Here is a 17,792-nt window from a genome sequence, read left to right as displayed (position 1 = left end):
TGCGGGAATGACAACTGAGAGAGTTTTTTTCAGGAACTCCTTCCCTGTTCGCTATTCGCCAATCTCTATTCGCTGCCGTTATTTTACCGCCTCCACAAACAGGGCTTCAAGGCCGCCAGGGGCCGTTTCCCACTCCTGCCTCAGAACCGCGCGCGCCTGCCGTCCGCACACCATAATAATCACCCGGTCGCATATTTTTTCAAGTTCGGAAATGCTGTGCGAAGAGAGAAATATTGTCTTGCCTTCGGCCTGCAGGCCGGAAATCAGGGCGCGCATATCGTGAATGGCCAGCGGATCAAGCCCGCTTACCGGCTCATCAAGAACCAACAACTCGGGCGAGTGCAGCACCGCCTGGGCAAGCCCCAGGCGCTGCAGCATCCCTTTAGAGAATTCCGAGATTTTTTTGGCAGTGTGGGGGGTAAGCCCCACTTTTTCTATCACAGCGGGCAGCGCGGCCTCAAGCGCCGAGGGGGACATCCCCGAAAGCCTGCCGTAATAGCGCAAAGCGGCGGACGGCGTGACATGCGGGGAAAAATAGGGAAGTTCGGGGAGAAAACCTATGGCGTTCTTTGCTTGCGGCTCGCGCGGGTCCAGCCCGAAAACGGAAACCATGCCGGTGGTGGGGAAAAGCAGGCCGGTGAGCAGTTTCATGACGGTAGTCTTGCCCGCCCCGTTCAAGCCCAGCAGCCCCAATATCTCGCCCTTGGAAATATCAAGGGTAAAATCGGTCAAGGCGGTCACTTGTGGTGTGCGGCCGAACCTGCGAAGACGGTAAATTTTACCTACGCCGTCAAAAGAAACTATCCCGCGGTTCATACGACCACCATCAGAGGATAGGGGCTAGGGGACAGGGTAGAGTAAAAAACAGACCTGAGAATGTTTTTTAGACTATTCATAAATTCGCTCTTTTTCCGGATCTTTCAACCCCTATCCCCTAACCTCTAGCCCCTATCCACTGCAGTGCGCTCATTTTACAGGGTTATCCTCGTCGCTTTTCTGCCGTCTCAGTTCCGCTTCCAGGTCGTCAATGGGGATTTCGCCCTCTTTCAGAAAGGCGGTATGGAATTTCCTCAGGTCAAAATATTTCTGTTCCGTGCGCTGATAATACTTGCGCATTTTGAGGATCCTGTCCATGCCCATCACAAAACTCAGCGCCTGCGTGGGCGAAAGCGAAATCCGCAGAACCTCGCCGCGCGCCTGGGCGTCGGAAAAATAAAGTTTATCTTTAAAAAAATCAATCGCCTCGGTCTCGGTCATTTTTTTAAGGTGAAGGGAGGCGTCGCAGTAGGCCCGCGCGGCTCTTAACGCTCGCACATAAACCCGCAGGAAGTGCGACCAGTAAGATGAGTAATACCCCATCTCGTCCGCCAGAAGCTCGGCGTAACAGGCCCATCCGTTTTCCGTCATGGGCTGGCTGGAAATTTTGCGTATCCGCGAAGGATTGGAGTTCGCCTCAAAGCTGAGAAGATGGAGTCCCGGCATTATGGCGTAGGCGCTGAGAAGCTCCATCTGGGCATAATTGAATCCGTCCTGAAGGATCTTCTCCCTGGCCGGCTCGGAAAGCTTTTCCGGGGGGAGAGACACAAAAAGCTCGGACACTCTGCTGCTGTCAAGAGAAAACGGCCCGCTGTAGTACACATAAGGGAAAACAGAAGCGGCAAATGCCGGCATGCGCTCTATGAGCAAACGCTGCTTGGGGAATGCCACAACCTTGTATTCGTCAAAGTGCTGATAGGCCCGGTCCATTTCATCCTGAAAGACCTTAAGGACCGCATCCTCGGGCGGGTGGTCTTTCGGCAGTTTTTCAAGCACCCCTTTCCAGCCTTTTTCATGGGCGAGAATTGAGTCGATATTTTCCGCCTCTTTCTCCAGGTCTTTCATGGACTGTTTGAAAGCCCCTTTCGCATAGCGGTAAGCCGAGCTGGCGGTAGTATCCAGCGCGTACCAGCGCTCAAGATAAAAACCGTAGGTGAGGTCGCCGGCCCGGAAATCCCCGTCGGAAACCGGCAGTATGTCTTTTTGCAGGAAGTCGCGGTAGCGTTCAAGCGCGGTTTTCACCTTTTCCAGCGTGTCATCCACCTGCGCTTTTAAAACCGGGTCGTAACGCGTGTAACCGCGGAAAATGGGCATAAAATCTGAAATGCCGGCGATTGAAACCTCGGTTTCCTTTATTGCGTGTTCCGTCCATATTTTAGGCGGACGTGACAGGTTCCGCTGAGCCTGTTCAAGAATAAGCGGAAACTGCTTCAGGCGCGAAATGGCGTTTGCCGCTCTGGTGTTATAGGCGTCAAAGTCCTTCCCCATCATCGAATAAACTGAAAAAAGCGGCTCCAGATAAGACTGTGGCCTGAGCTTCATAACGCCAAGGTTTTCACCCTCGTAAATATCCACCTCAAGCATCCGGTCAAGCAGGTTATAGTCGACACGCGCTGCGGGATACATGGAATCTTTTTTTATTTCGCGGAGTTTATCGCGGAGTTTACCGAAAGCCACCAGTTCTTTATCATGGCGCTCCTGAGTGCGCTGGGTCAGGGTAAAGTCCGACCCGTGCAGGCCCAGGCTGGTAGCCCGCTCCGGGTCAAACATCTGTATGGTAGCCAAATACTGTTCAAAGACCTCATTCAGTTTCGTTGTTTCAACCGCTCCCTGTATTTCCTCCGTGGGCATCCTGTCTTCGTAAGCAGAAACAGGAAACACAGGAAGACAGAAAAGGAATGCAAAAAATATTCTCTTCATTATCAGCCTTTTTTTGATGGCAGTGTACCAGCGCTGAAGAACTGAAGTTCTGAAGCGCTGAAGTTTAGAAGCCTGTAAATTTTTTCCTTCAGCTCTTCAGCGCTTTCAGCTCTTCCGGAACTTCAGACTTCAGTGCCGGGCGCCGGCCTGTTTCTTTCGCGGCGTCATCTTCGGTTCCAGCGCTAACGCCAAAGCCTCTTCTATGGAAGAAACGGGGATAAGCTTCATCTTAGCGCGGATCTCCTCCGGTATTTCTTCCAAATCCTTCATGTTTCCCTTCGGGAAAAGCAAAGTGAAGATCTCATCCCTGAAAGAGGCTATTACTTTTTCTTTCAGCCCGCCTATGGGAAGCACCCGGCCGCTGAGAGTGACCTCGCCCGTCATGGACAGGGCCTGTTTTACCGCCCTGCCGGACAGCAGGCTCGCGAGCGCGGTAGCGATGGTAATGCCCGCGGAAGGTCCGTCTTTGGGGATGGCGCCCTCCGGAATATGCACATGAAAGTTGTGAGAAGCCACGAAAGAATCGCGAGACATCTCCTTTGAACGCACATATGAAAAAGCCGCCTGGGCCGATTCTTTCATGATGTCGCCCAGTTTCCCGGTAAGGATAAGGTTTCCCTTCCCCGGCACGGCCACGGCTTCGACGGCTAGTATCTCGCCCCCGTTTTCCGTCCAGGCCAGCCCCGTGGCGATGCCGACGGCGTTATGGGAGGGGGACTCGTGCACGAATTTCGGGATGCCCAGAAATTCCCCCAGATTTTGCGGCGTCACGCTTACCAGGGTCAGTTTCTGCTCCACGATTTTCCTGGCCGCGCGCCGCGACATGGAGGCGATTTCCCGCTCAAGACTGCGCACGCCGGCCTCCCTGGTATAGCCGCGTATCACGGCGTCAAGGGTTTTGTCTGAAAGCTTCAGCGAATTTTCCTTCAGGCCGTGTTCCTTCGTCTGCTTCGGGAGCAGGAATTTATTGGCTATCTCTATTTTCTCGTTGTGGGTATAGCCGCTGAACTCAATTATTTCCATGCGGTCGCGCAGGCTTACGGGTATGCCCCACAGAGTGTTTGCCGTGGCGATAAACATCGTCTTTGAAAGATCGAACGGCACATCCAGAAAATGATCCAGGAACTCGGAGTTCTGCTCGGGGTCTAGCACCTCAAGCAGCGCCGCGGCGGGGTCGCCGCGCCAATCCATGCCCATCTTGTCGATTTCATCCATCAGAAAAACAGGGTTGCGGCTTTTCGCTTTTTTTATGCTCTGCACGATGCGGCCCGGCATGGAAGCCACATAGGTGCGGCGGTGGCCGCGGATCTCCGCCTCGTCGCGCACGCCGCCCAAAGACATGCGCACGAAATTCCTCCCCATGGCGCGGGCGATGGAGCGGGCGATGGAAGTTTTGCCCACTCCGGGAGGGCCCACAAAACAGAGTATGGGGCCTTTGAGTTTCTGCGTAAGCTTGGTAACCGCCAGATATTCAAGCACCCGCTCTTTGGGTTTGGACAGCCCGAAATGGTCCTCGTCCAGTATTTTTTTTGCCGCCGCCAGGTCCAGGGAATCTGTCGTTTCCACGGACCAGGGCAGGTCCACGAGCCAGTCAAGGTAGGTGCGGGAAACGGTGGATTCGGGAGAAAACGGCATCATCCGCGAAAGGCGGTCAAGCTCTTTTTCCGCCGCGTGCTCGGCTTCTTTCGGCAGTTTGGCGGCTTTCAGCTTCTTCTTTATTTCGTCCAGATCCCTGGAGAAGTCGTCTTTCTGATGCAGTTCTTTCTGTATGGCCTTCAGCTGCTCGTTAAGATAATATTCTTTCTGCGACTTGTCGATCTGGGTTTTTACGCGGCTATGGATCTTGTGTTCAATGTCCAGGATTTCCGTTTCCTTCGCCAGCAGCTTTATTATTTTTTCAAGGCGGTCTTTGGGGTCTTCGGTTTCAAGCACCGCCTGCCGATCCTCAAGATTAATAACGGAATTGGAGGCGATGGTATCGGCAAGCCTTGAGGGGTCATCGACCTGCTGCAGGAGGGCCACGGAGTCAAGCGTTATACGGGTACTGAGCTTGACGTAGGTTTCAAAAATTTCCACCGCGTGGCGCATGAGGGCTGTAATTTCCGGAGATTTTATTACCGGCTCCTCAACGTATTCAACTTCCGCCATCAGGCAGTTCTTCTCTTTGTCGGTTACAAGGCTTTTTACGCGGGCGCGCTTTTTACCCTCAAGAAAAACCCGCATGGTACCGTCGGGCATTTTAAGCGACTGCGCCACCGCGCTCACCACCCCGTAGGCGTAAAGGTCTTCCGGCGCCGGGTCGTTTATCTGGGGTTTTTTCTGCGCGAGGGAAAGTATAAATTTGCTTTCCCTGATGGCGGCTTCCACGGCTCCCACCGATTTCGGCCTGTCCACAGAAAGCGGCAGGGCCATATGGGGAAACATCACCACATCCCGTATGGCGATGGTAGGGATCAGGGAGGGATATGAAACGGCATCTGTTGAGCTTGCGTCCATGTGTTAAATCTCCATTATTTGTTACTGCACAGGTTCATGATTCAGCGGTTCACCGGTCGGAAATTAGAGAACACAAGAAGATTATGAAAAAAATAACCGCGAACTGTGAACCTTGGACCTATGAACCGTGAACCTGACAACCAGATCAGTCACTATTTTTTCTTAAATTCCAGCACCTCGTCTATAATGCCGTAGGCCTTGGCCTCTTCAGCCGACATATAGCAGTTTCTCTCCATATCGTCATGCACTTTCTTTTCGGTCTGGCCGGTGTGCTTGGCAAGGATCTGTGTAAGCCGTTTTTTATTTTCCTGCATTTCGCGGCTTTCTATCTCGATGTCGGTGGCCTGCCCGGAGATCCCGCCGCCCCATATCAGCGGCTGATGTATCATTATACGGGAGTTGGGGAGCGCATAGCGCTTGCCCTTGGTGCCGGCCGCAAGCAGAACGGCGCCGAAAGACATGGCCATGCCCATACAGGTGGTGGCAATGGGGGCCTTGATAAAATGCATGGTATCATAAACCGCGAGCCCCGCAGTAACCATGCCACCGGGGGAATTGATGTAAAGGTTGATGTCTTTTTCGTCGTCTTCCATGTTTAAATACAGCAACTGGGCTATAAGGCTGTTTGCGGAGGCGGTGGAAACTGCTCCTTCCGTGTCACCTATAAAAATTACCCGGTCTTTCAGAAGGCGCGAAAAAATATCGTAACCTACCATGGCTCCCTGGTTCCATTTTTCGATAATTGTCGGTATCAGCATAAACTATTCCTCCGTTATTAGTCTGAGAGTTTCCGGATCCTGAATTCGGGATCTTGAAGCTTCAATGTCTTGACTCTTTGACGCGAAGACTCTGCGACTCTTCTAATGTGTCTCTTCCTTGATCACGGCCTTTGACTTTACCATGTCCATCGTCCTGTTTTCCACGATGGACGCCAGTATATACTCCTTGCGGTTTTCAAAAAGCTCACGGGCTTTGACCTTCTCTTCGTCGGTATTCAGGCGCGCCAGCACCTTTTCAAGCTCCGCGTTCAGTTCCGCGTCGCCGGCTTTAATGTTCTCTTTTCTGGCTATCTGGTGCAGAAGAAAAGTAAGGCTCAGGTTGCGCTCGGCCACGGGCTTTAGTTTCTCGATGAACGCTTCTTCACGCACGCGCTCGTCATCGGCCGGCATTCTTTTTTTCATCAGCTCAAAAAGCTCATGCGTTTCCTGGCTTACCAAAGTGGGGGGGAGCTGCATAGGATTGGTTTTTATAAGGGCGTCTTCCAGCTGCGAAAGCAGGTCTTTTTCGGTTTTTTCCGCTTCGGTCTTTTCCAGCAGCTTGCGCACATTGTTCTTCAGCTCTTCCACGCTTGAGGCGCCCGCTTCTTTAAGGAATTCCCCGTCAAGCTCGGGAACTACCTTCTGTTTAATCTCCGACACTTTAACATGAAAGCGCATCTTCTTGTCGCCGAAAGGCGCGTCGAACTCGCGCGTTTCTCCCTTTTTGGCGCCCAGCACCGCCTCCGCGAGTCCCGCTATGGTCTGGGGACTCGCCATATCAACGATTTCACCCTTGACCTCACCGCCCTCCACTTTGACGCCATTCTCAAAAGTCTCGTAGTCAACTATCACGAAATCGGTCTTGGCCGCGCCCGTGTCATCGGGGACCGGCTTGAGATAGGCGTTATACTGCCTCACCTGCTCAAGGTATTTTTCCACATCCGTGTCGGTTACCTTGTGGACTTTGCGGATGGCGTTTATTTTGTCGTAGCCGCGCGGCTCGATCTGCGGGTTACATTCGAACTGGATCTCGAAATAAAGCGTTTTATCGGGCTCGTAGGTGAGGTTCTTTATCAGAGGTGACACAACGGGGGAAAGCTTGTCGTTTTTAAGTATTTCAGGCACCGCCGACTTGGCCGCTATATCTATAACCTCGTCCTTAACCATGGAAGGGAACTGCCCTTTTATCATGGCAAAAGGAACCTTGCCGACTCTGAACCCGGGCAGCGACACCACTGACTGCAGGCGCACAAGGGCGGCCTGAGTAGCTTCACTCAAGCACGAGGAATCCACATTCACGGCAAAAGTGTGAACACATCCCTCCTGCTTTACTTTTTTAATCCTGTCGCCGAAACCCAAGGCGATGTTCATTTGAAACCTCCTGGTGATATGCCACGGTCCAAATTTCCGCTTGATAAGCTTGGACGGCGGCCAAGCCGCCTTATTCAGTCAAATGCCGAGACGGGGACTCGAACCCCGACGGGTTACCCCATACGGTCCTAAGCCGTACGCGTCTACCAGTTCCGCCATCTCGGCCTAAACGACAGTAACCAGTGACCGGTTACTGGTTACCCCACCACCCGCTTATTTGCCGAAGGCAAATCTCCGATTTTCAAGCAGGTGGTGGGGTAACTTTTAAAAAGTGGGCCATACGGGATTCGAACCTGTAACCTTGCGCTTAAGAGGCGCCTGCTCTACCGTTGAGCTAATGGCCCATACTTTTTATTTTACATAAATTTTTTTGAAACTCAAAATACCCGGCCGGAAATTACACGACACACGGCAAATACGGTCATATGGTTATAGGGAATGCTTTTTGATTTATCTTTCTATAATTGCTAAATTCTTTTATTATGCGCAAACAGCACGCGTTTTTTTTATTTGTCCTTGGAGTTTTCGCTCCCGGACTTCTCCGGGCCCAGACTGAAGATTTAAAGAAATTTTACGGGGATGCTTTGTCCCAATGGGCGGATGGCCGCCCGGAAGACGCGGCCGAGGCCCTGAAATATGTCATCTATCGCTCCTCCGGTGAGCAGTTGGGGTTTTCGGCCATCATGGACCTTTCCACTTTGCTTGGTGAGGCCGGAAAAAATGAAGAGGCCATGGCCTATCTTATCAAAGGGGACATATTAAAGCCGGAAGATCCCTATATAAATTTCGAGAAAGGCTGGAACCTGCTTTCTCTTGAAAAAGACCTTGACGCGAAAACCGCCTTTGAGAAAGTTTTTACTCTGACGACCGACCAAAGTCTTGTCCAGCAGGCCCGGTTGGGATTGGCCATTGCCGAAACCCGGCTGACCGGCCCGGAAGAGAGCATTTCGACTCTTCGTACCATCTATACATCTTACCCTTACCTGCTTTCCCCGTCCGCCGAGCTCATAAGCCTGTCCTTTGAAAAGCTGAAAAAACGACCCCACTCAATAACTTTTCTTAAAGACGCGCTCACTTACGACCCACGCAATATGCAGGCTGAAATAGACCTGGCCCGGCTCTTTGACGAATCGGACTACTATTTGCCCGCCTGGCAAACCTATTACACTTTGGCCGACATGGACCCGGGGCAGAAGTTGTTCACCCAGAAGAGGGCTAAACTCGCGAAATACGTGAAGGGCAGGCTTGACGACTTGCTTTACTGGGCGCGCCTGGCCTGGCCTGCGCATGACCATCCCGTTGAATACGACGGCCGCAATCTCCTGCGTATGGCTCTTTACTCCAGTCATGACGGCAATCCCGCTCCTGTCAAAGCTTTCAGTTTCATCTGCAACGGCGATTTTGAAATTATTGACCAGCTCAGGGGAAATGTGGCGCTTGGCAAGGCCAACTCCCAATGGACCGTCCGTTACAACGCCATGAACCGCGTTATGGAACTGCTGAACAATTACGGCAGCCCCGTACATACTACCCGCAATCCGGTGCGCATAGTACCCAAAATAAAAGGCGGAGTTGTCCTTATTAAAAATCCGGAAATTGACCCGGACATAGCCGGCGTAAACAGGGGCGACAAGGAAATAACCGGAGAGCTCTTCCTTTCTTTCAACGGACCCGCCCTGCGGCTTGTAACTGCCGCGCCCATAGAAACACTGGTGCCGGCGCTGGCCGCTCAGTTCGCGGACGGCTCGAAGCTGATCGAAGAACTTAAAACGCTCACCGTGGTTGTACGAACCATGCTTTTCAAGCTGAAACGCGACCCGCCGCACCACGGAGAAAACTACGACATTTGCGATTCAGACCACTGCCTGGCCTTCAAAGGCCTTCAGACGGAAACGGATACGGCGCGCAAGGCGGCGGAACTGACAAAAGACGAAATTCTCTACGCCGGCGACACGCCCGCCGGCGCCGCCCTGCACCGCGCCTGCGGCGGTTTCACCGAAGAGGGCGCCGATGACGGGGGCCGCAGGCTGAAAAAGCTTTCACCTTTTGATCTTTACTCTCTTACCCTGGCGGCCCCGCCAGACGCCCTTTTATGCCTGGCTAAAGACAAAACTACCAGCTCCGATGTTTACTGGACCCTTCTTCTTAGCCCGCGCTGGATAGAGGACAGGGCGAACCTGAAATACAAGATCGGCTATCTGAAAGCGATCATCCCGCTGAAACGCGCGCCGAACGGTAAAGTAATGACTCTGCGCCTTGAAGGCACTGCGGGCAACGCCGTGCTGCAGGATTTCACTGAAATTTCAAAAATACTTTCAGCGGGAGCGCTCCGTTCAGCGCTGTTCAGCGTAAGGCCGGTCCTTGAGGGAAAATATCCCAAGTTCTTTATTCTGCGCGGCCTTGGGACAGGAAACGGCCGAGGCTACTGCGTGCTGGGGGGAAGGGAGCTCGCGGAAAATTTCGGCGACGATTACCGCAAGATATTATTTCACTATTTTCCCCGTTACACGGTAAGGAAACTGAAGTAACAGTGCTGGCGAATAGCGAATAGTGGCAACCGGAAGAACTTTACCATTTACGACTGGCTATTTATTATCTGCTTTTTTACGACATGCCCTTCAAAATCATTCACGTCATAACAAAGCTGGAACTGGGAGGAGCCCAGGCAAACACCCTCTATACGGCGGCGCACCTTGATAAAAAGCTTTTTTCAGTAAGCCTGGTTTGCGGACCGGGCGGGGACTTGAGCGCCGAAACCGGCGGCACTGATACGATATCGGTTCTTTCTCTGCGGCGTGAGATAAATCCTTTCAGGGACTGCGCCGCCCTTTTCAGCCTTTACCGCCTGCTGAAAAAAGAAAAGCCCGACCTTGTCCACACACATTCCTCAAAGGCCGGAATACTGGCCCGCGCGGCGGCGCGCCTCGCGGGTGTCCCCGCAATAATACACACTTTTCACGGCTTCGGCTTTAACGACCGCCAGATTTTTTTAAAGAGGCGGCTGTATATTTTTCTTGAGAAGCTCTGCGCGCGCTTCACGGACGCGCTTATTTTTGTTTCCTCTGCCAACATGGAAACCGCGCGCGCCCTCGGCATAGGGTCGCCCAAAACGTACCGCCTCATACGCAGCGGCATAAAACTCTCAAATTATCCCGCGCCGGGCGGGAGAGAAAAAAAGCGCGCGGAAATGGGGCTTGCGCCGGGCGAGCTTGCCGTAATAAGCCTCGGCAATACCAAGCCGCAAAAAAACCCGCGGGGATTTATCTCCATCGCTCAAAAAGTGACGCACGAGGTAAAAAACTCCAAATTTATTTTTGCAGGAGGGGGGAGAGAACTTGATTACTTCCGCGGCCTCGCGGAAAGCCTCGGCCTAAAAGACAAATGTATCTTCACGGGCTGGAGAACGGACACGGCGGAGCTGCTTGCGGCCGCCGACATGTTCCTTCTTGCTTCGCTCTGGGAGGGGTTGCCGCGCAGCCTGGTGGAAGCGCTCGCAAGCGGCTTGCCCGCCGTCTGCTATAAAACCGACGGGGTGGCGGACCTTATAAAGGAAGCGGTGAACGGTTTCAGCGCAATGCCCGGAGAGGAGGCGGAACTTGCCGCGGCGGCGGAACGGGTGTTGAAAGACGCCGGGCTGCGGATAAAACTAGCGGAGGGCGCCCGCGCCACCGACCTTTCGGCTTTTGACATAGACCTGATGGTAAAGCAGCAGGAAGAACTGTATCTGGAACTGTTGAAGAAGAACTTAGAACTTAGAAAGTAGGAATCCGAAGTCATAATTCTAAATCCTAAACTCTAAGTTCTAAGCTCTAAATTCCAAGTTCTATCGTCCTAAATGGAGTATTCTTATATGAACCCTGAAATTTCAGTTATCATACCGGTATTCAACGAGTCGGGCAATATCGCGCCTCTTGCGGCCAAACTTGAGGAAGTCTTCTCAAAAACCGCCGCAAGCCTGGAAGTGATTTGGGTGGACGACGGCAGCACTGACGGCTCCTACGGCGAGATCAGGGCAAATCTCCGCCCAAACGCCGCGGCAATAAGGTTCTCAAGAAATTTCGGCCAGACAGCGGCCCTTGCCGCAGGGATCGCCGCGGCAAGGGGAGTTTGGACTGTTCCGCTTGACGCCGACCTTCAAAACGACCCGCGTGACATACCTAAAATGATCGAGCGCGCCGGAGAGGGCTTTGATGTGGTAAGCGGCTGGCGCAAAAAAAGAAACGACAGTTTTTTTACGCGCGTGCTGCCCTCCATGGCGGCTAACGCCGTAATTTCACGGGTGACTGGTATACGCCTGCATGACTACGGCTGCACCCTCAAGGTTTACCGCACGAGCCTGCTTAAAGACCTGGACCTGTACGGAGAGATGCACCGGTTTTTGCCGGCGCTCCTCGGCTACGGCGGAGCTTCCATAACGGAGATGGAGGTGAGTCATCATCCCAGAGTTGTCGGCCGCTCAAAGTACGGGCTCACGCGCACTTTCAAGGTGCTTCTTGATCTTTTCACCGTAAAGTTCATGGGCGATTTTATTACCAAGCCCATTTATCTTTTCGGGGGTTTGAGCCTCGCTCTGGGCCTGGTGTCGGCATGTCTTGCGGGCTGCACGCTTTACAACAAGCTGGCCGCCCATATCTTTGTCAAAGACCAGCCGCTTTTCCTGGTGGCCATATTTTTGGCTTTGGTGGGAGTGCAGATGGCGTTTCTGGGGCTTGTAGCTGAGCTGATTATACGAAGCTATCACAGCTCCGCCAAAAAGCCTTTCTATCGGGTAAAAGAAACCCTCGGCGGAACCGGCTCGCAAGCGCCGCAAAATCCCATTGACCGCGCCCCCGTATAGTTTATATTCTATAAACACTTGTAATATTTATGGAAGAAAAAAATCCTTTTGTTTTCAGCCGCGAAGAAATCAGACAAAAAGGCGGGCTTAAGAGCGCCTTCAAACCCGACGCGGCTCTGTTCACGGACGCGCTTGAAAAGCCGGCCGTGGTAAAGAACCTTGAACTGAACATTGAGTTCTTCCCGGACGAGAAGGGACCGATAATCCTTGCAGGCGCGCTGAAAGCTGAACTAATGCTTGAATGTTCGCGCTGTGGCAAGCCTTTAACGGCCTGTCTCAAGGAAAATTTTGACGAGGTTTATGAAGATACTGTAGAATGTATAGACGTGCGCGAAGCGGTGCGTGAAACGCTGGTGTTGCTCGCACCCATGAAGATTCTGTGTTCGGACGCCTGCAGGGGGCTTTGCCCGGTCTGCGGCATAAACAGGAATATTAAAACCTGTTCTTGCCGTATGCCTGGCCGAAACCCATTCGCGGCATTGGACGATTTAAAGAAAAAAAACGGCGCCCGCTAGCGGCGCCGCCCGCAGCATACGATCAAGGAGCATATAAAATGCCTAATCCAAAAAGAAGACATACACGTTCCCGCCGGGATTCCAGACGGTCGCAGAATCAGAAAATGGAGTTAAAGTCGCTTTCCGTCTGCAAACAATGCGGCGCAATGCACCTGCCGCACCGCGTTTGCCCATCGTGCGGCTTTTACAATGGTAAGCTTGAAGTACCTAAAAAAGAAAAGAAAAAAGAAGGCGAAGAGCAGGGAAAATAGCGAAGCGGCGAAATAGCGGGCATGGAAGAGCTAACCGACAAAACAACTGACGAAGCCGTGAATAATTCCATCCCTGTTCGCTATTCGCTGTTGGCTATTCGCTGATGGTGGGTATATTATGAAAATCGCTTTAGACGCACACGGAGGAGATTTCGGTCTGAAACCGAATCTTGAAGGCGCCATAGCCGCCGCCAAAAAACTTAAACACGAAATACTCCTGGTGGGCAGGGACCCGGAGATACGGGAAGAACTGCGCAGGCTTGGCGCGGAAACGCTGGAAAAAATCAAGATCATTCACGCTCCCCAGATAATTGACATGGCCGCCGAGCCGGTTGAGGAGTGCCGTTCAAAGCCCGATTCCTCGCTTATGGTCGGCGCGGAGCTGGTGAGCGACGGAAAGGCCGACGCTTTCATCTCGGCCGGTAATTCAGGCGCTGTAATGGTGGCCTCGCTGCTGAAGTTGAAACGCATCCCGGGCATAATCCGCCCGGCCATAGCCGTGCCGTTTCCTACCACGAACGGTCTGGCCCTGCTGCTTGACGCCGGTGCGAACATGGACTGCAAGCCCTGGCACCTGGTGCAGTTCGCGGTTATGGGCTCCATTTTCATGCGCCTGCGTTTCGGACTGGAAAACCCCTCGGTGGGGCTGCTCTCGATAGGAGAAGAGGAAACCAAAGGCAACGCGCTTGTAATCGACACTCTGCCGCTGATGAAAAGCGTGGGTATTAATTTCAAAGGCCCCGTGGAAGGCCGCGATCTGCCCGCCGGCCTTACCGATGTGGTGGTAACCGACGGCTTTACCGGCAATGTGGTGCTGAAGCTTTCAGAGGGGCTCGCCTATTCCATTTTCAAGACGATCAAGGAACAGATAAAGCGCAAGTTCACCTACAAGATAGGTGCGCTCCTTATGAGGAAAATTTTTACGGACCTGCGCAAAAAAATGAATCCCGAAGAATACGGCGGCGCCCCGCTGCTGGGCGTGAACGGAGTCGTGCTCGTCTGCCACGGCAAGAGCACTCAAAAAGCCATCTTCAACGCCATAGCGGCCGCGGGAGATCTGGCGGAGTCGGGCCTGATAACGCAGATAAAGATCCACATGGATAAGGTAAAAGAAAAAATTTCAGCGGCCAGGGAAACGGAAGAATGACAAAAGCGCTGACGGGCAAAGCGGCGCTTGTAACCGGCGCGGCGCGCGGTATAGGCCTTGAAATCGCGTTCACTTTAGCCCGCGAGGGCGCAATGCTTGCGCTGTTCGATATTTCGCCCGGGGAAACGGCGCTCGCGGCCCAGAAAGTTTCCGCCGAAACAGGGGCAAAAGCCATAGCCCTCAGCGGCAATGTGGCCCTTGAGTCCGACTGCGCGGCGGCCGTAGACAAAACGGCGGAAGCCTTCGGGCGCCTTGACATTCTGGTGAACAACGCAGGTATCACAAAAGATAATCTGGCGCTCAGGATGAAAGAAAGCGATTTTGACGCGGTGATTTCGGTTAACCTGAAGGGCGCGTTTCTGATGGCAAAGGCGGCCTCCCGGATGATGCTGAAACAGCGCGCGGGCCGCATAATAAACATTTCTTCCGTGGTCGGCCAGATGGGAAACGCGGGACAGGTCAACTACGCGGCTTCCAAGGCGGGCCTTATCGGGCTCACAAAGTCGCTGGCGCGGGAATTTGCTTCCCGCGAGGTATTGGTAAACGCCGTAGCCCCGGGCTTTATCCTGACCAAAATGACGGAAGGGCTGAAAGATGAGGCAAAGCAGAAACTTCTTGAGATGATACCGCTTGGCCGCCTTGGCAAACCGGAGGATGTGGCAAGGGCCGTGCTTTTTCTGGCGGGGAAAGAATCCTCCTACATCACCGGGCAGGTCATCTCGGTAAACGGCGGCATTTACATGTGATTTGGGCAAATACTCGGTAGCCAGGAGGCCGTTTGATGGCCATAGGCCTTTTGAGACGGCGCCTCCAGTGACACTGGCCTGTCGCGGGCTTCTGGCGTTGTCCGCGACTGAGGATTGTCGGAATTCAGTAGTAAATGTGAAGTGTTTTCAAAAACCATGCAGGAGGAACAACGTAATGGCAGTAGCCGAAAACCTTGAAGAAAGAGTGAAAAAAATAATAACGGAGCAGCTTGCCGTTGATGCTTCGGAAGTAACCCCCAAGGCCCAGTTCGTACAGGACCTCGGCGCGGATTCCCTGGACACGGTGGAACTTGTGATGGCGCTTGAGGAGGAATTTGATATTGAAATTCCCGACGAAGACGCCGAAAAAATAAAAACCGTGGGGGAAGCCGTCACTTACATAAAGGATAAAGCGGGTAAGGGAAACTAGCCCTGCCTTTGCGGATACGGGCCCCGGCGCCGCACGGCGCCGGCCCCTTTTCCGCATTCAAAATGTCTTCTATTGAAGAAGTAATAGGATACGGTTTCCTGGACAAAGAACTCCTGCGCGAAGCCCTCACTCATAAATCTTATTCTTCAGAAGAGAGCTTTTCAAGCCATAATGAGCGGCTTGAATTTCTGGGAGACAGCGTTCTTGGCCTGGTCGTAGCCTATTACCTTTTCAAACGCCACCCGGGTAATGACGAGGGTTATCTCTCCAAAATAAAATCAGCTTTAGTCTCGCGCCCGAGCCTCGCCAAATGGGCGGCCGCCATGGGCCTTGGCGAACATCTGCTTCTGGGCGTGGGTGAAAATCTCACTGGCGGAAAGATGCGTTCAAGCATACTCTCAAACGCCCTTGAAGCCCTGATAGGAGCCGTTTATATCGACGGGGGGCTCGAGCCGGCGGAAAAACTCATAACGGCCTGGCTTGACACTCAGACAGCGGAACTGCTGGAAACAGATTATAAGAGCGCTCTGCAGGAGCGCATACAAAAAAGGCACAAGACCCCGCCCGAGTACGAAGTTCTGGGCACGCAGGGACCGGAACATGACAAGATATTCACTATGCGGGTAAGGATCGGCAAAAAAATACTGGGGCTTGGCTCCGGCAAGAATAAAAAAGAGGCCGAACAATCCGCGGCGGAAAACGCCCTTATATATCTGGAAAGCCACGAGATTCACCGGCATGAACTATGACCTTCTCAGAAAAGAATGAGACGGAATATTCGGACCGGGTTTTCAATTTCATCTCATCACAAGGGAAAGCGGCCTCGGAGAAAGAGTTTTATAATTGCGTTTTTAAGACGTGTGATTTCACCAAAGCTGTTTTCCGGAACTGCAAATTTTCGGACTGCCGGTTTGAAAGCTGCAACCTCAGCCTTGTCAAACTGACGGGGTCCTCCTTCTTCAACACCGTATTCAAGGATTCAAAGATAGTCGGAGTCAACTGGACGGAAGCTTTATGGCCGAGAATAAAGCTGCCAAGCCCTGTACAGTTCCTTAACTGCGTAATAAGCGATTCCACTTTTTTCGGATTATGCCTGAAGGATATCCGCATCAGGGAATGCCTGGCCCGCGACGCGGACTTCAGGGAGGCGGATCTTACCGGCGCCGACTTCGCGCGCACCGATTTGATTTACAGTTTATTCGGCAACACCAATCTTACCCGCGCCGACTTCACCCAAGCCAGGAATTACAGCATCCGGATATCGGAGAACAAGATAAAAGACGCTAAATTTTCAATGCCCGAAGCGATGTCCCTGCTTTATTGCCTGGGGATAAAAATAGTTTAAAAAACCTCATGCCCGGAATTATCAATAACGACTCGGAGCTTGAAAACGCCATTGGCGGCGGGGGAGGAATAGCGGCGCTGTTTTACTCCGCCGGGTGTCCGTTCTGCATACGCTTCCTGCCTGTCTTTGAAAAATACTCCGAACCAGGACCGGAAAAATTTCTGCGGGTGCTTATAGACGGCATGCCATCCAGCGAAGAAAAATACGCCATACAAGTAGTTCCCACCGTCATTTTTTTTAAGGACGGCGCGGTAAAGCGCCGGCTGGACGGCATACGCGGCGTGGGCCTTAATGAAGCTGATCTGACCGTTTTCCTCAAAGATTGCGGGTGGCAGTGATATGGACTTCAAACTGATACTTGTAAAACCAAGAAACCCTGATAATATCGGCGCGGCGGCGCGCGCTATGGCTAACTTTGATCTGGAAGACCTGAGCGTGGTTGCGCCCCATGTGCCGGTGTGGCGGGAAAGCGTGGAAGCGCTGCGCGCGGCCCAGGGCGCCGCCCACATAATAAGCGCCGCCCGCGTTTTTGATTCCATCCCCGACGCCGCGGCGGACTGCCGGACGCTGCTTGGCACCTCTTCCCTTCACAGGCAGAACCCCCAAAGAGATGTAATTTCGCTGCCGGACATGCGGCGCTATCTGGCCGGCAGGGAAGGCCCCGTGGGCATCCTTTTCGGCCCGGAAAAAACGGGCCTTACAAAAGATGAACTTTCGCACTGCCATGCCATACTGAATATCCCGACCGGTAAAACACAGCCTTCCATGAACCTCGGCCAGTCGGTGGCGCTGGTAGCATACGAACTTGCCGCGGCCCGAAAAACACCAAGCCGGCAGCGGCCAGCCGCCCCCGCCCCGTCCGAACAGGAAACGGAGCGCGTAGTTTCGCAGATCTGCACGCTGCTTGTAGGCATATACGGCCGGAACTGGGGAGGTTCGGCGCGGGCCGCTGAAATACGCCGGGGCCTTATAGACGCGCGCCTGACCAGGGGCGCCATGAACACTCTGAAAGCATTGCTGCTTCGCTCCACAAAGTTCAATTAATTCCTGAATTTCCTCCTTATTCCCCATAAAAAATACATAAATCAACGCGACAATACGCTGTCGCGTTGATGTGCTATAACATAACAACAGCGGCGAGCGGATAGAGGCTAGCGGTC

At 53.0% G+C, this 17,792-nt stretch carries 17 protein-coding genes and 2 tRNA genes; 12 read left to right on the top strand and 7 right to left on the bottom strand.

Annotated features, from left to right (window positions below; translation table 11 throughout):
* Nucleotides 1-78: 78 nt before the first annotated feature.
* The 7 genes from NTX59_06960 to NTX59_06930 all read right to left on the bottom strand — a co-directional run bounded on the left by NTX59_06960 (nucleotide 79) and on the right by NTX59_06930 (nucleotide 7,705).
* Nucleotides 79-816 (bottom strand): ABC transporter ATP-binding protein, encoded by a 738-nt coding sequence (locus NTX59_06960; protein ID MCX5785410.1) that lies wholly within the window; start codon nucleotides 814-816, stop codon nucleotides 79-81.
* Between the two features lie 150 nt (nucleotides 817-966).
* Nucleotides 967-2,667: a DUF885 domain-containing protein gene (locus NTX59_06955; GenBank protein MCX5785409.1), complete on the bottom strand. Its 1,701-nt coding sequence runs from the start codon at nucleotides 2,665-2,667 to the stop codon at nucleotides 967-969.
* Between the two features lie 198 nt (nucleotides 2,668-2,865).
* Complete coding sequence (lon, locus tag NTX59_06950) at nucleotides 2,866-5,232, bottom strand: endopeptidase La (GenBank protein ID MCX5785408.1); 2,367 nt, start codon at nucleotides 5,230-5,232, stop codon at nucleotides 2,866-2,868.
* A 152-nt stretch (nucleotides 5,233-5,384) separates the two neighbouring features.
* Nucleotides 5,385-5,990, bottom strand: coding sequence for an ATP-dependent Clp protease proteolytic subunit (locus NTX59_06945; protein MCX5785407.1), 606 nt, complete (start codon nucleotides 5,988-5,990; stop codon nucleotides 5,385-5,387).
* 102 nt (nucleotides 5,991-6,092) lie between these two features.
* Nucleotides 6,093-7,361, bottom strand: coding sequence for a trigger factor (gene tig, locus NTX59_06940; GenBank protein ID MCX5785406.1), 1,269 nt, complete (start codon nucleotides 7,359-7,361; stop codon nucleotides 6,093-6,095).
* A gap of 83 nt (nucleotides 7,362-7,444) precedes the next feature.
* Nucleotides 7,445-7,526: transfer RNA gene (locus tag NTX59_06935), tRNA-Leu, on the bottom strand.
* Nucleotides 7,527-7,633: 107 nt separating this feature from the next.
* A tRNA-Lys gene (locus NTX59_06930) sits at nucleotides 7,634-7,705 on the bottom strand.
* Between the two features lie 138 nt (nucleotides 7,706-7,843).
* Here NTX59_06930 and NTX59_06925 point away from each other — a divergent pair.
* The 12 genes from NTX59_06925 to NTX59_06870 all read left to right on the top strand — a co-directional run bounded on the left by NTX59_06925 (nucleotide 7,844) and on the right by NTX59_06870 (nucleotide 17,676).
* Complete coding sequence (locus tag NTX59_06925; GenBank protein ID MCX5785405.1) at nucleotides 7,844-9,889, top strand: hypothetical protein; 2,046 nt, start codon at nucleotides 7,844-7,846, stop codon at nucleotides 9,887-9,889.
* An 83-nt stretch (nucleotides 9,890-9,972) separates the two neighbouring features.
* Nucleotides 9,973-11,124, top strand: a complete 1,152-nt coding sequence (locus NTX59_06920) for a glycosyltransferase family 4 protein (GenBank protein MCX5785404.1) — start codon at nucleotides 9,973-9,975, stop codon at nucleotides 11,122-11,124.
* A gap of 87 nt (nucleotides 11,125-11,211) precedes the next feature.
* A complete protein-coding gene (locus tag NTX59_06915; protein ID MCX5785403.1) occupies nucleotides 11,212-12,198 on the top strand; it encodes a glycosyltransferase family 2 protein in 987 nt (328 codons plus the stop codon).
* A gap of 29 nt (nucleotides 12,199-12,227) precedes the next feature.
* Complete coding sequence (locus tag NTX59_06910; protein MCX5785402.1) at nucleotides 12,228-12,713, top strand: DUF177 domain-containing protein; 486 nt, start codon at nucleotides 12,228-12,230, stop codon at nucleotides 12,711-12,713.
* A gap of 38 nt (nucleotides 12,714-12,751) precedes the next feature.
* Nucleotides 12,752-12,964, top strand: coding sequence for a 50S ribosomal protein L32 (gene rpmF, locus NTX59_06905; GenBank protein MCX5785401.1), 213 nt, complete (start codon nucleotides 12,752-12,754; stop codon nucleotides 12,962-12,964).
* A 118-nt stretch (nucleotides 12,965-13,082) separates the two neighbouring features.
* The gene (gene plsX / locus NTX59_06900) at nucleotides 13,083-14,111 is read left to right on the top strand and encodes a phosphate acyltransferase PlsX (GenBank protein ID MCX5785400.1); all 1,029 of its coding nucleotides are present in this window, start codon (nucleotides 13,083-13,085) and stop codon (nucleotides 14,109-14,111) included.
* Nucleotides 14,108-14,857: a 3-oxoacyl-[acyl-carrier-protein] reductase gene (gene fabG / locus NTX59_06895; protein MCX5785399.1), complete on the top strand. Its 750-nt coding sequence runs from the start codon at nucleotides 14,108-14,110 to the stop codon at nucleotides 14,855-14,857. The genes plsX and fabG overlap by 4 nt, the downstream gene beginning before the upstream one ends.
* Nucleotides 14,858-15,032: 175 nt before the next feature.
* On the top strand, nucleotides 15,033-15,287 hold the full coding sequence (gene acpP / locus NTX59_06890; GenBank protein ID MCX5785398.1) for an acyl carrier protein: 255 nt from the start codon (nucleotides 15,033-15,035) through the stop codon (nucleotides 15,285-15,287).
* A gap of 62 nt (nucleotides 15,288-15,349) precedes the next feature.
* Nucleotides 15,350-16,036 (top strand): ribonuclease III, encoded by a 687-nt coding sequence (gene rnc / locus NTX59_06885; GenBank protein ID MCX5785397.1) that lies wholly within the window; start codon nucleotides 15,350-15,352, stop codon nucleotides 16,034-16,036.
* The gene (locus NTX59_06880; GenBank protein MCX5785396.1) at nucleotides 16,033-16,632 is read left to right on the top strand and encodes a pentapeptide repeat-containing protein; all 600 of its coding nucleotides are present in this window, start codon (nucleotides 16,033-16,035) and stop codon (nucleotides 16,630-16,632) included. The genes rnc and NTX59_06880 overlap by 4 nt, the downstream gene beginning before the upstream one ends.
* A gap of 8 nt (nucleotides 16,633-16,640) precedes the next feature.
* The gene (locus tag NTX59_06875) at nucleotides 16,641-16,970 is read left to right on the top strand and encodes a thioredoxin family protein (protein ID MCX5785395.1); all 330 of its coding nucleotides are present in this window, start codon (nucleotides 16,641-16,643) and stop codon (nucleotides 16,968-16,970) included.
* Between the two features lies 1 nt (nucleotide 16,971).
* Nucleotides 16,972-17,676 (top strand): RNA methyltransferase, encoded by a 705-nt coding sequence (locus tag NTX59_06870; GenBank protein MCX5785394.1) that lies wholly within the window; start codon nucleotides 16,972-16,974, stop codon nucleotides 17,674-17,676.
* The last annotated feature ends 116 nt before the right edge of the window (nucleotides 17,677-17,792 follow it).

This window comes from Elusimicrobiota bacterium, from assembly GCA_026388155.1.
Taxonomy (GTDB): domain Bacteria; phylum Elusimicrobiota; class Elusimicrobia; order Elusimicrobiales; family UBA9959; genus UBA9634.
The sequence above is the reverse complement of the archived record's forward strand: the minus strand, read 5'-3'. Positions and strand labels throughout refer to the sequence as shown.

Bases quoted from the DNA above. Each gene is read 5' to 3' on its own strand.
- NTX59_06960 (MCX5785410.1), bottom strand. From the start codon at position 816: ATGAACCGCGGGATAGTTTCTTTTGACGGCGTAGGTAAAATTTACCGT.
- NTX59_06955 (MCX5785409.1), bottom strand. From the start codon at position 2,667: ATGCCCACGGAGGAAATACAGGGAGCGGTTGAAACAACGAAACTGAAT.
- lon (MCX5785408.1), bottom strand. From the start codon at position 5,232: ATGGACGCAAGCTCAACAGATGCCGTTTCATATCCCTCCCTGATCCCT.
- NTX59_06945 (MCX5785407.1), bottom strand. From the start codon at position 5,990: ATGCTGATACCGACAATTATCGAAAAATGGAACCAGGGAGCCATGGTA.
- tig (MCX5785406.1), bottom strand. From the start codon at position 7,361: ATGAACATCGCCTTGGGTTTCGGCGACAGGATTAAAAAAGTAAAGCAG.
- NTX59_06925 (MCX5785405.1), top strand. From the start codon at position 7,844: ATGCGCAAACAGCACGCGTTTTTTTTATTTGTCCTTGGAGTTTTCGCT.
- NTX59_06920 (MCX5785404.1), top strand. From the start codon at position 9,973: ATGCCCTTCAAAATCATTCACGTCATAACAAAGCTGGAACTGGGAGGA.
- NTX59_06915 (MCX5785403.1), top strand. From the start codon at position 11,212: ATGAACCCTGAAATTTCAGTTATCATACCGGTATTCAACGAGTCGGGC.
- NTX59_06910 (MCX5785402.1), top strand. From the start codon at position 12,228: ATGGAAGAAAAAAATCCTTTTGTTTTCAGCCGCGAAGAAATCAGACAA.
- rpmF (MCX5785401.1), top strand. From the start codon at position 12,752: ATGCCTAATCCAAAAAGAAGACATACACGTTCCCGCCGGGATTCCAGA.
- plsX (MCX5785400.1), top strand. From the start codon at position 13,083: ATGAAAATCGCTTTAGACGCACACGGAGGAGATTTCGGTCTGAAACCG.
- fabG (MCX5785399.1), top strand. From the start codon at position 14,108: ATGACAAAAGCGCTGACGGGCAAAGCGGCGCTTGTAACCGGCGCGGCG.
- acpP (MCX5785398.1), top strand. From the start codon at position 15,033: ATGGCAGTAGCCGAAAACCTTGAAGAAAGAGTGAAAAAAATAATAACG.
- rnc (MCX5785397.1), top strand. From the start codon at position 15,350: ATGTCTTCTATTGAAGAAGTAATAGGATACGGTTTCCTGGACAAAGAA.
- NTX59_06880 (MCX5785396.1), top strand. From the start codon at position 16,033: ATGACCTTCTCAGAAAAGAATGAGACGGAATATTCGGACCGGGTTTTC.
- NTX59_06875 (MCX5785395.1), top strand. From the start codon at position 16,641: ATGCCCGGAATTATCAATAACGACTCGGAGCTTGAAAACGCCATTGGC.
- NTX59_06870 (MCX5785394.1), top strand. From the start codon at position 16,972: ATGGACTTCAAACTGATACTTGTAAAACCAAGAAACCCTGATAATATC.